The 12,026-nt window shown below is 64.1% G+C and carries 12 protein-coding genes; 10 read left to right on the forward strand and 2 right to left on the reverse strand.

Annotated features, from left to right (window positions below; genetic code table 11):
* The first annotated feature begins 38 nt into the window (after positions 1-38).
* From ACP15R_RS21005 to yghU, 9 genes are all read left to right on the forward strand, one after another.
* Positions 39-545 (forward strand): hypothetical protein, encoded by a 507-nt coding sequence (locus ACP15R_RS21005; protein WP_424988027.1) that lies wholly within the window; start codon positions 39-41, stop codon positions 543-545.
* Positions 546-711: 166 nt separating this feature from the next.
* Complete coding sequence (gene pheT, locus ACP15R_RS21010) at positions 712-3,108, forward strand: phenylalanine--tRNA ligase subunit beta (RefSeq protein WP_424988028.1); 2,397 nt, start codon at positions 712-714, stop codon at positions 3,106-3,108.
* 115 nt (positions 3,109-3,223) lie between these two features.
* Positions 3,224-3,607 carry a hypothetical protein gene (locus ACP15R_RS21015; RefSeq protein ID WP_424988029.1) on the forward strand — a complete coding sequence of 128 codons (384 nt, stop codon included), beginning with the start codon at positions 3,224-3,226 and terminating at the stop codon, positions 3,605-3,607.
* Between the two features lie 77 nt (positions 3,608-3,684).
* On the forward strand, positions 3,685-4,806 hold the full coding sequence (locus tag ACP15R_RS21020; RefSeq protein ID WP_424988030.1) for an ABC transporter substrate-binding protein: 1,122 nt from the start codon (positions 3,685-3,687) through the stop codon (positions 4,804-4,806).
* Positions 4,803-5,885, forward strand: coding sequence for a FecCD family ABC transporter permease (locus ACP15R_RS21025; protein WP_424988031.1), 1,083 nt, complete (start codon positions 4,803-4,805; stop codon positions 5,883-5,885). The genes ACP15R_RS21020 and ACP15R_RS21025 overlap by 4 nt, the downstream gene beginning before the upstream one ends.
* A complete protein-coding gene (locus tag ACP15R_RS21030; protein WP_424988032.1) occupies positions 5,882-6,658 on the forward strand; it encodes an ABC transporter ATP-binding protein in 777 nt (258 codons plus the stop codon). The genes ACP15R_RS21025 and ACP15R_RS21030 overlap by 4 nt, the downstream gene beginning before the upstream one ends.
* 81 nt (positions 6,659-6,739) lie before the next feature.
* Positions 6,740-7,432, forward strand: a complete 693-nt coding sequence (locus ACP15R_RS21035) for a phosphatidylserine decarboxylase (RefSeq protein WP_424988033.1) — start codon at positions 6,740-6,742, stop codon at positions 7,430-7,432.
* A 2-nt stretch (positions 7,433-7,434) separates the two neighbouring features.
* A complete protein-coding gene (gene pssA, locus ACP15R_RS21040; protein WP_424988034.1) occupies positions 7,435-8,181 on the forward strand; it encodes a CDP-diacylglycerol--serine O-phosphatidyltransferase in 747 nt (248 codons plus the stop codon).
* Between the two features lie 105 nt (positions 8,182-8,286).
* The gene (yghU, locus tag ACP15R_RS21045) at positions 8,287-9,165 is read left to right on the forward strand and encodes a glutathione-dependent disulfide-bond oxidoreductase (RefSeq protein ID WP_424988035.1); all 879 of its coding nucleotides are present in this window, start codon (positions 8,287-8,289) and stop codon (positions 9,163-9,165) included.
* A 43-nt stretch (positions 9,166-9,208) separates the two neighbouring features.
* Here the strand turns inward: yghU and panC are convergent, their stop codons facing one another.
* The gene (gene panC / locus ACP15R_RS21050; RefSeq protein WP_424988036.1) at positions 9,209-10,048 is read right to left on the reverse strand and encodes a pantoate--beta-alanine ligase; all 840 of its coding nucleotides are present in this window, start codon (positions 10,046-10,048) and stop codon (positions 9,209-9,211) included.
* Positions 10,045-10,872, reverse strand: a complete 828-nt coding sequence (panB, locus tag ACP15R_RS21055; RefSeq protein ID WP_424988037.1) for a 3-methyl-2-oxobutanoate hydroxymethyltransferase — start codon at positions 10,870-10,872, stop codon at positions 10,045-10,047. The genes panC and panB overlap by 4 nt, the downstream gene beginning before the upstream one ends.
* A 200-nt stretch (positions 10,873-11,072) precedes the next feature.
* Between panB and ACP15R_RS21060 the strand changes: the two genes are divergently transcribed.
* Positions 11,073-11,921 (forward strand): methylated-DNA--[protein]-cysteine S-methyltransferase, encoded by an 849-nt coding sequence (locus tag ACP15R_RS21060; protein WP_424988038.1) that lies wholly within the window; start codon positions 11,073-11,075, stop codon positions 11,919-11,921.
* Positions 11,922-12,026 lie beyond the last annotated feature (105 nt).

Below are 12,026 nucleotides of genomic sequence, written 5' to 3' on the forward strand. Positions count from 1 at the left end.
ATAGAGCTTCAGGTCACTTCAGAACGACAGGCGGTATTGTGGACAGGATCATTCTCGGTATCTGGCAAAATGCACCCGGATGGGTGTGGCCATTGTTTCTTGTGCTGTTGGCGGTTGGCCTGCTGTCGATGAAATCGCGCAGGAGTTCCACGATTCCCTATTTCTTTTACCCGCTTTTCGGGTTGAGCGCGGCCGGCTCTGTCGGCGGATTGGTTCACGTGCCGCTAAACTGGGTGGCCTTTGCCCTTTGCTATCTGCTTGGCATGGGGCTGGCCTATCGTTGGCAGGACGGGTTGATCCTGCAAAAAACCGGGCGGCGCATGCAGCTCAAGGGTGACCGGATCACGCTTGCGATCCTGATGTTGATCTTCTTCTCCAATTTCGTGAACGGAATTGTCGAGGCCGTTGGTCCGCAATTTCTGGGTGCGGTCATGTATACCGTTGTTTTTGCATCGATAATAGGCGCAGGTTCCGGCAGCTTTACCGGGCGGGCGCTGCGGGTCATTACCTTGGGTGAACGGGGGGCACCGCTGGCCCGGACGTAAAGGGCGCGTGATCTGCCCGTCTGGCCCCGACCGGCCCCGCCGGGGTCGTGTTGGAATGCGATGGGGCCGGGCGATTGCGGCGCCGCCGGGCGTGCTGCGACTTGCACACCGGCCCATTCTTTGCCATTGCCTGCGGCAACGCGAACTGACCGCAAGGGCCCGAGCCATGAAATTCACGCTTTCCTGGTTGAAAGACCATCTGGATACCGATGCCAGCCTTGACGAGATCCTCTATGCCCTGACCGATCTGGGCCTTGAGGTCGAAGAGGTGACGAACCCTGCGGCGCGGCTGGCGGATTTTACCCTGGGCAAGGTCGTCCATGCCGAGCAGCACCCCGATGCCGACCGGTTGCGGGTATGCAAGGTCGCGACGGATGAGGGCGAATTGCAGATCATCTGTGGCGCCCCCAACGCGCGCGAGGGGATCACGGTGGTCGTGGCCAAGCCCGGCGTCTATGTGCCCGGCATCGACACGACCATTGCGGTTGGCAAGATCCGCGGCATCGAGAGTTTCGGCATGATGGCGTCCGAGCGCGAGATGGAACTGTCCGAGGAGCATGACGGTATCATCGAACTGCCCAGCGGCGAAGTCGGCGACCGGTTCATCGACTGGCTGGCCGAGAACGACCCGGCCAAGGTGGACCCGGTCATCGAGATCGCGATCACGCCGAACCGGCCGGATGCGCTTGGGGTCGAAGGGATTGCCCGCGATCTGGCGGCACGTGGCCTTGGCACGCTGAAACAGCACGACGTGACCCCGGTGCCCGGCGATTTCCCGTGCCCTGTATCGGTCGGCATCGACGAAGATACGCTGGATGGCTGCCCGCTGTTCACCGGGCGGGTGATCCGGGGGGTCAAGAACGGGCCCAGCCCGCAATGGCTTCAGGATCGTCTGCGGGCCATCGGTTTGCGGCCGATCTCGACGCTGGTGGACATCACCAACTATTTCACCTTTGACCGCAACCGGCCGCTGCACGTGTTTGACGTGGCCAGGATGAACGGCGGGTTGCGGATTCATCGTGCGGCGGGAGGCGAGACCCTGACAGCGCTCGATGACAAGGATTACACCTTTGAACCGGGCATGATGGTGATTTCCGACGACACCGGAGCCGAAAGTATCGCCGGCATCATGGGCGGCGCGGCGACCGGCGTGACCGGGGAAACCGTGGACGTGTTTGTCGAGAGCGCCTTTTGGGATCACATCCAGATCGCGCTGGCGGGGCGCGCGCTCAAGGTCAATTCCGACGCGCGTTATCGGTTCGAGCGCGGCGTCGATCCGGAATTCACCCTGCCGGGTCTGGAACTGGCAACGCAGATGATCCTCGATCTGTGCGGGGGCGAGCCGTCCGAGGTTGTCGTCGCCGGCGCGGTGCCCGATCATTCCCGTGCCTACCGGCTCGATACCGACCGAGTTCAGAGCCTTGTTGGCATGGAAATTGCCGCCGATACACAGCGTGAAACACTGGCCAGGCTGGGCTTTGTGCTGGACGGCGACATGGCGCGGGTTCCGAGCTGGCGACCCGATGTGCAGGGCGAGGCCGACCTGGTCGAGGAAGTCGCCCGGATTGCATCGCTGACCGGGCTTGAGGGGCGCCCCTTGCCGCGCCTGACCGACGGCGTGCCCCGGCCGGTGATGACCGTCGCGCAACGGCGGGCCCAGGCGGCGCGCCGGACCTGTGCATCGCTGGGCTATAACGAATGCGTCAGCTATTCCTTCATCGACAAGGCCAGCGCGGCGCTGTTTGGCGGTGGTGACGATGCGACCCGGCTGGAAAACCCGATCAGCACTGAGATGAGCCATATGCGCCCGGCCCTGTTGCCGGGGCTGCTTCAGGCGGCGGCGCGCAACCAGGCACGCGGTTTCATGGATCTCGCCCTGTTCGAGGTCGGACCTGCCTTTCACGGTGGCGAGCCGGGCGAACAGCACAACCTGGTGACCGGCCTTCTGATCGGACGCACCGGCCCCAAGGACGTGCATGGTGCGACGCGCCCGGTTGATCTCTATGACGTCAAGGCCGATGTCGAGGCGGTGCTGGCGGCAATCGGTGCCCCGGCCAAGGTGCAAATCCGTCGCGGTGCCCGCGAATGGTGGCACCCGGGTCGGCATGGCCAGATTTGCCTTGGACCGAAAAAGGTGCTCGGCGTGTTCGGCGAGCTGCATCCCAAGGTGCTGTCGGCGATGGACGTCAAGGGGCCGGCGATGGGCTTTGCCATCTGGCCCGACGAAGTGCCGCAACCCCGCAAGAGCGGCGCGACCCGCGCGGCGCTGGAACTGCGCGACTTGCAGGCGGTGGAACGCGATTTCGCGTTCGTGGTCGATGCCGATGTCAACGCGCTTGATCTGGTGAATGCGGCGGCCGGTGCCGACAAGGCGCTGATCGAAGACGTGCGGGTGTTCGACGAATTCATCGGCGGCAACCTTGGCGAGGGCAAGAAATCGCTGGCCGTGACCGTGCGGATGCAGCCCTCCAGGACGACGCTGAAAGAAGCCGATATCGAGGCCGTGAGCGCCAAGATCGTCGAAAAGGTGACCAAGGCGACGGGCGGCGTGCTGCGCGGTTGATGCGCAACCTGACCGGCGCGGCGGTGGCGAATTCACGCCAACCGCCGCGATTGACTTGACCGGGGCAAGCTGCGACTTAGGCGGTGGCGATCCTCGGGGCAGCGATTTTTCGCAAATGGTTAAACGGCACAATTCCATCTGGCGGCGGTTCGGGCTGGTATTTCCGGCCCTGACCTGGCTCGTGGTGCAGTTTGCCATGGCGAGCGGCCTGCAGGCCGCGCCCGCCTCGGGTGTATTGATCGAGCTTTGCACCGCCTATGAAAACGCGCGTGTATTGATCGACCTGGAGACCGGAGAGCCCGTCGAACAGTCGCAACCCGCGCATGGCTGCGACTGGTGCCACAGTTTCGGCAAGGCGGTTGTCGTGCCGCGCGGGCTGGGCTTCGATTGGCGGGCGGTCGCATTTTACGCCGCTGGCCGGATGGTCCCGTCGCCGCCGTCGCATGTTGTCCTGCGGCTGGTGGGGGATGCGCTGACGCGGGCACCGCCGGTCGGCTGAGTTCACCGCATACCACCCGTCTTTGCCGTTCCACCCGCGCGGGTGGACGGACACATGTATGAACTCAGGACCTTATCATGTTCAACACGCTTCTTCGCGGTTTTGCCGCGGCTGCCTTCGTGGCGACCACATCCATGCCCGTCTGGGCGCATCACCTTTCGCTGACCGATACGGCGGATCGCACCGTCGAAGTGCCGCATGATGCCAAGCGCATCGTGCTCGGCTTTTACTTCGAAGACTTCATGGCCGTTGCCGGCCCCGACGCGTTTGACCGCGTTGTCGCCATCTCGCGCGCGCCGTGGGAAGGCTGGCGCAATCTGCAATGGCAGACCTATGTCGAGGCACTGCCGCAGATTGCCGAGCTGGCCGATGTGGGACATACCAGCGATGGCACCTTTTCGCTCGAAACGGTGATTGCCGCACAACCCGATCTCGTGCTGCTTGCCAGCTGGCAATATGATGCCCTGGGCGAGGTGGCCGACCGGATCGAAGATGCGGGCATTCCCATCGTCGTGCTCGACTACAACGCGCAGAATGTCGAAAAACACGTGGAATCGACCCGTCTTCTGGGCCAGATCCTTGGCCAGGAAGAGCGCGCCGAAAAGCTTGCGAGCGAATATGCCGACGCGGTCGCCGCCGTTCAGGCGCGCCTGGACGAGATCGACCAGGAGGCCGGCCCACGGGTCTATGTCGAGCTGGGTCGCAAGGGCAAGGATGTCTATGACAATTCCTATTCGGGCACCCAATGGGGCGCGGTTCTGGATCAGCTGGGCGCGCAGAACATCGCCAATGGCCAGATCGAAAGCTGGGGACCGCTCAGCGCGGAATACGTGCTGGCACAGAATCCCGAAATGATCCTGCTGGCCGGGTCGGGCTGGTCCGGTCAGGACGAGGCGATCGTCATGGGCCCCAATGTCGACAGCGCCCTGACCCATGCGCGGATGCGGCCCTATCTGGACCGTCCGGGCTGGGACGAGTTGGACGCGGTGGAAAACGGGCAAGTCTATGCGGTCTATCATGGCGGCAATCGCACGCTCTATGACTATGCCTTCCTGCAATTTCTGGCCAAGGCGCTCTATCCCCAGAGCTTTGCCGATGTCGATCCGCAGGCCGCGCTTGACCGGTTCTTCGAAACCTACATGCCGGTCCAGTTCCAGGGCACCTACATGACAAGACTGCCCTCCGGTCAGGACGGATGAGCCAGGCCAAGACACCGGAGGCGGCGGGGATCGCCGCTTCCGACCTGCCTTCGGCGGATGCCTATCGCGCCCTGGTCCACAAGCGGCTGAAGTGGCTTGCCGGTGGCGTGGCGCTGTTCCTAGTGCTGATGGTGGCCGATATCGTGACCGGGCCGTCGACGCTGGGCATTGGCGAGGTGGCCCGCGCCCTGCTGAACCCGTCGGGAACAAGTTCGATGACACGGGTGATCGTCTATGACATCCGCCTGCCGGTGACCTGCATGGCGGTGCTGGTCGGGGTGGCGCTCGGCATGGCCGGGGTGCATATGCAGACCATCCTGGGCAACCCGCTGGCCAGCCCCTACACACTGGGTTTTTCCGCTGCCGCCGGGTTTGGTGCGGCGATTGTCATCCTGACCGGTGCGACCCTGCCGCTGGTGCCCTGGCTGACCATTCCGCTGTCGGCCTTTGCGATGTGCCTCGTGGCCGGGGGGATCGTCTATTTCTTTGCGCGGATGCAGGGGATGAGCCCCGAAGTCATGGTGCTGGCCGGGATTGCCACCCTGTTCATGTTCCAGGCGGCGCAGTCCTTTGTGCAATACATTGCCTCGCCCGAAGTGTTGCAGGCCATCGTGTTCTGGCTGTTCGGATCGCTGTTGCGGGCCAGCTGGAGCAACGTGCCCATCGTCGCGGCGGTGATCGTCCTGGCGACCATCGCGGTGCTGCCCAATCTGTGGCAATTGACGGCCTTGCGCCTTGGCGGCGGGCGGGCGGCGGCAATCGGCGTCAACGTCCAGGCGTTGCGGATCAAGATTTTCGCGGTTGTGGCGCTGTTGACAACAGGAGCGGTGGCCTTTGTCGGCACCATCGGGTTTGTCGGCCTGGTCGCGCCCCATATCGCGCGCATGGCCGTGGGCGAGGATCAGCGCCTGCTCCTGCCGATGGCGGCGCTGGCGGGGGCGAATATCATGCTGTCGGCCTCGGTCCTTTCGAAAATCGTATCGCCCGGTGCCGTCATCCCCATCGGGATCGTCACCGCGGTGATCGGCGTGCCGTTCCTGTTCTTCCTGATCCTGCGCGGCCAAAGGAGACACTGGTGACCCTCGGAATTGACGGGCTCTGCGTCCGATATGGCGATGCTCCGGTTTTGCGCGAGCTGCGCGATACCTGGCAGAGCGGTGAGCTGACCGCCCTGATCGGCTGTAACGGGGCCGGAAAATCGACCATGCTCAAGGCGTTGGCCGGGCTGTTGCCCTCTACCGGAATGGTGCGGCTCGATGGCGCGACAATGCGGTCTGCGGACCGGTGCCGGCACATCGCCTACATGCCGCAGGATACCGGCGCGGCATCGTCGCTGACCGTGCTCGAGGTGGTCTTGCTGGGGCGTTTGCGCTCGCTGGGGATGCGGTTGCCAACCGGCGTCGTGCGCGCGGCCATCGAGGCGCTGGACGGGTTTGGCCTGGCGGGGTTGCAGGCCCGGCGGCTGGACGAGATCAGCGGCGGGCAGCGGCAGCTGGTGTTCCTTACCCAGGCGCTGTTCCGGGAACCGCGGGTGCTGCTTTTGGACGAACCGACCGCCGCGCTGGATCTGCGCCATCAGCTTCTGGTGCTGGAAAAGCTGCGCCATCTCACCGCGACCACCGGCACGGTCGTGGCCATGGCGCTGCATGATCTCAACCTCGCGGCGCAGTTCGCCGACCGGCTGGTCGGGTTGCATGATGGAACCATCCGCGCGTCGGGATCCGCCGGGGCGGTGCTGACCTGTGACAATCTCAGGGTCATGTACGGGATCGAGGCGGATGTGGTACGGGTTGCCGAAACCCGGTTGCAGGTCATGCCGCTGCGCGCGGCGGCGCGGGCGGGCGCGAAATAGGCGCGGCCCTGATAATCGCGTTGATTGTCGCCGGACAGCTGGGCTAGGAACAATCAGTATCGAAAAGGCGATTGATCACCCATGACCATGCTTGGCACCTTCATCAAGCCCATGCACCGCGAAGGCATCCCCTTTGTCGCCGGGTTTGCCGTCATATCCTTCCTGTTGTTTCTGATCCTTGCGCCGCTGGGCTGGATCGGCGCGGGGCTGACGGTCTGGTGCTATTATTTCTTCCGCGATCCCAAACGCACCACCCCGATCCGCGACGGGCTGTTCGTGAGCCCGGCCGACGGGATCGTGTCGCTGATCGAACCGGCGGTGCCGCCGGCCGAACTGGGCATGGCGGATGCGCCGCTGACCCGCGTCAGCGTGTTCATGAACGTGTTCAATTGCCATGTGAACCGGGCCCCGATCGCCGGACGCATCGCGGCGGTGGCCTATCGGCCGGGCAAGTTCCTGAACGCGTCGCTCGACAAGGCCAGCGTCGATAACGAACGCAACAGCCTGTGTATCGAAATGGCCGATGGCCGGCAGGTTGCCGTGGTGCAGATTGCCGGGCTGGTGGCGCGCCGCATCGTCTGTTTCGTCGACGAAGACCAGCAGATGATGACAGGCGAGCGGTTTGGCCTGATCCGGTTCGGATCGCGTGTCGATGTCTATCTGCCGGATGGCGTGGCGCCGCTGGTCAGTGTCGGGCAATCGATGGTCGCGGGGGAAACCGTGCTCGCCGATCTGACCTCGGACGAGTCTCCGCGCACCGGCCGGACCGCCTAGGCATGAAAGAGAACCGGCATCCCCAACGCTCGGACATGCCGCTGGCCATGTTGCTGCCCAATGTGGTGACGATCACCGCGCTCTGTGCCGGGCTGACCGCGATCCGGATGGGGTTTCACGGCCAGTTCAAGGGCGCCGTCATCATGATCCTGATCGCCTGTGTGCTGGACGGCATGGATGGCAAGCTGGCGCGGCTGCTGCGTTCGGAATCGCCGATGGGGGCAGAGTTGGATTCGCTGGCCGACGCGGTGAATTTCGGGGTTGCCCCGGCACTTGTGGTCTATGCCTTCGCGATGCAGGACACCACCGGCGCGGGCTGGATCGCGGCGCTGGTCTATGCGGTGACCTGCGTGATGCGGCTGGCGCGGTTCAACCTTGACAGCAAGTCGGAAACCGCGACCCCTTCAGGCAGCCGTTTCGTCGGGGTGCCGGCCCCCGCCGGGGCGTTCCTGGTGCTGCTGCCGCTGTTCCTGTCCTTTCAGGCCAATGATCCCGAATTTGTCTCGCCGGTTGTGGTGGGCTGTTACATGATCGGGGTCGGCATGTTGATGATCAGCCGGATCCCCACGTATTCCTTCAAGAAAACCCGTGTTGCCCGCAAGAGCGTGAAATTCCTGCTGATCGGCTTTGTTTTCCTGGCCGCCGCGCTGCTGACGCAGACATGGCTGACGCTGATCGCGCTTGAGCTGGCCTATGCGGTCAGCATCGTCTGGTCATGGTACAGCCCGGACAATGGCCAGCCGGACTAGCGACCGCGCACAGCACCGCGCAGCGATTGTGCATGTGTGCAGGTGGACATTGCGGGGATCGTTCACACATTGCTTGGCAAACACCACTCAGGAGACATGTTTCACATGACCGACAGCAGCGAATACACACCCCCCCGCGTCTGGACCTGGGATGCGGAAAGCGGCGGCCGGTTCGCCAGCATCAACCGGCCCATCGCCGGCCCGACCCATGACAAGGAGCTACAGGTTGGCAAACACCCGTTCCAGCTCTACTCGCTGGCCACGCCGAACGGTGTCAAGGTGACGGTGATGTTCGAGGAACTGCTGGCCGCCGGGCACGCGGATGCCGAATATGACGCATGGCTGATCAATATCGGCGAGGGCGACCAGTTTGGCAGCGGCTTTGTTTCGGTCAACCCGAACTCAAAGATCCCGGCGCTGATGGATCATACGACGACCCCGCCGACCCGCGTGTTCGAGAGCGGTTCGATCCTGCTGCATCTGGCCGAGAAGTTCGGAGCCTTCCTGCCCGCCGATCCGGCCCATCGCCCCGAGATGTTGTCGTGGCTGTTCTGGCAGATGGGCAGCGCACCCTATCTGGGTGGCGGTTTTGGGCATTTCTACGCCTATGCGCCGACCAAGATGGAATACCCGATCAACCGTTTTGCGATGGAAACCAAGCGTCAGCTCGATGTTCTGGACCGGCGCCTGGCCGAGAGCCCCTATCTCGCGGGTGAGGCCTACACGATTGCCGATATCGCCAACTGGGCGTGGTACGGGCAGCTGGTCCTGGGGCGTCTCTATGATGCGGCCGAGTTCCTCGACGTGGAAAGCTATGCCAATGTCCAGCGATGGGCCAAGGCCATCGATGCCCGCCCCGCAGTACAGCGTGGCCGCATGGTCAACCGCGCCTTTGGCGAGCCCGAGACGCAACTGCATGAACGCCACGACGCGTCAGATTTCGAAACCCGCACCCAGGACAAGATCGGCGAAGCTGCCGAATGACGCGGGGTGCCGGGTTGCCCGTACGGGTCGCCCGGCGCATCGCTCACCCGATGGCGAGATTGTCGATCAGCCGCACACCGTCCAGCCACACCGCCACGAACAGCCGCGCAGGGGCAGTGTTGTCCTGAACAACGGCCAGGTCGCGCTCGCGTCGCATCTCGAGATAGTCGATGGGGCCCAGCCCGTGCGCCAGCAGGCTGCCCCGGGCCTTGTCAAGCGCGCTGCCCGCCTCCTGCCCGCTGGCGATGGCGCGGGCGGTCTCGCTTAGCGTGGCATGGATGATGCTGGCCCGTTGCCGCGCCGCGTCGTCAAGGCGCAGGTTGCGCGAGGACAGCGCGAGGCCGGAGTCTTCGCGTACCGTGGGGCAGGGCACGATTTCACAATTCAGGTCGAGATCTTCGGACACCCGCCGCACCACCTGCACTTGCTGATAGTCCTTTTCACCGAAAAACGCGAAATCCGCGTCGCTCTGGCGCAGCAGCTTGGCCACCACGGTCGCCACGCCATCGAAATGCCCCGGCCGCGTTGCGCCGCACAAGCCGTCGCTGACACCATCGACCGAGATCGTGGTGGCAAAGCCGTCCGGGTACATCTGGGCACCATCGGGAACATAGAGCACATCGACATCGTAGGGCGCGAGTTTGACGGCGTCCGAGTCTTCGGTGCGCGGGTATTTTTCAAGATCCTCGGGGTTGTTGAACTGCTTGGGGTTCACGAACAGCGTGACGATCACCCGGTCGCAGCGCGCGCAGGCGGCAGAGACAAGGCTCAGATGTCCGTCATGCAAGGCCCCCATTGTCGGCACCACCCCGATGCTCTCGCCCGAGACCCGCCAGCCACGGGTCAGCTCGCGCAGTTCAGACTTGCTGCGGATGATCTTCATGCGTCCTTGCCCTTGTCGACAAAGACATGTTCCGGTGCGGGAAAGCTGCGCGCGCGAACCTCGCTGGCATAGTGTTGCACCGCCTGGGTGGCGTCGGCGGCAAGGTGGGCATAACGCTTGACGAATTTCGGCTTGAAGGCGTCAAACAGCCCGAGCATGTCGTCGATCACCAGGATCTGGCCGTCACAGCCCGCCGATGCGCCGATGCCGACCGTGGGAATGTCGATGGCGGCGGTGATCTCGTCGGCCAGCGCGGCGGGCACTTTTTCGAGCACCACCGAGAACGCCCCCGCCCCGGCAATTGCCGCCGCGTCGTCAAGCACCCGCTGCCGGTCGTCGCCCTTGCCCTGTACCGTGTATCCGCCGAGCGCGTTGACCGATTGCGGGGTCAGGCCGATATGCGCCATGACCGGAATGCCCCGGTCGACAAGAAAACGGATCGTGCCCGCCATGTGCCGGCCCCCTTCGAGCTTGACCGCGCCGGCCCCGGTTTCCGCCATCAGCCGCACCGCGTTGCGCAGCGCCTGTTCGGGGCTTTCCTCATAGCTGCCAAAGGGCATGTCCACCACCATCAGCGCCCGTTTCAGACCGCGCGCCACCGCCTGGCCATGCAGGATCATCATTTCCATGGTCACCGACAGGGTCGATGGCAGCCCATGCAGCACCATCCCGACACTGTCTCCGACCAGGACAAGATCGCATTCGGTGTCCGCGATCTGGGCAATGGGTGTCGTATAGGCGGTCAGGCAGACCAGCGGCTCGCCACCCTTTCTTGCGCGAATGTCGCTGGCCCCCAGGGCCTTGACCGGTGGTGTGTGGCTCATTTTCCGCCTCCATCTTACCTAGCGTCAACTTGATACGTCGCGCGGCGTGCGGTTGCAACAGAAGCCCCACCATAGGGGGCAGGTCGACCGCGCGGCAAGCGTTTCCCTCGCGATACCCCGCCGGGCAAAACCGCAAGTTCCGGGTCGCTTCGCGGTTGGCCATGGCCTAGCTTGGGACGACACAGACAGGATGACAGGCCATGAACGTGCAAACCCAGGAAGACGGTTATCATTTCAACGTCATGCGGCGGGCGATCGAATTGATCGACAATGGCGGCGAGGCCCAGACCCTCGATCAGCTGGCGGCGCGGATGGACATGAGCCCGGCGCATTTTCAGCGGCTGTTTTCCCGCTGGGTCGGCGTGTCGCCCAAGCGGTATCAGCAATATCTGACCCTGGGCCATGCCAAGACCCTGTTGCGCGAGCGGTTCACTACGCTGGATGCCAGTCACAGCATCGGCCTGTCGGGGTCGGGACGCCTGCATGACCTGTTCCTGCGATGGGAGGCGATGAGCCCCGGCGAATTCGCGGCCAAGGGGGCCGGCCTGACGATTTGTTGGGGCTGGTTCGACAGCCCGTTCGGTCCGGCGCTGGTGATGGGTACGAAAAAGGGCATTTGCGGGCTGGGCTTTGCATCGGAAACCGGCGAGACGGCGGCGATGGAGGACCTCACCGGGCGCTGGCCGCTCGCCGATTATGTCGAGGATCCCGAGGCCCTGCGCCCCTGGGTGCGAGCCGCCTTCGGGGTACAGCCCACCGACCAGAAGGCGCCGCTGTACCTGATCGGCGCGCCGTTTCAGATCAAGGTCTGGGAAGCCTTGCTGGCGATCCCGTCGGGCCATGTCACCACCTATTCCGAGATCGCCGAGTCAATCGGCCATCCCAAGGCGGTGCGCGCGGTCGGCACGGCGGTTGGCCGTAACCCGGTCAGCTGGCTGATCCCCTGTCACCGCGCCCTGCGCAAATCCGGGGGTCTGGGCGGGTATCACTGGGGGCTTCCCGTCAAGCGTGCATTGCTGGCCTATGAATCCGCCCGCGCCGAGGCGTGAGGAGCCGCAACCGGCGACATTCTGCCGGAACTCTCGATAATGTGCCTTGAGGCGTGATGGGCGGATCATGCTATATTGCGCGCAACCAGCCCTGGCAGAGCAGGG

It is taken from the genome of Microbulbifer sp. S227A, assembly GCF_049800935.1.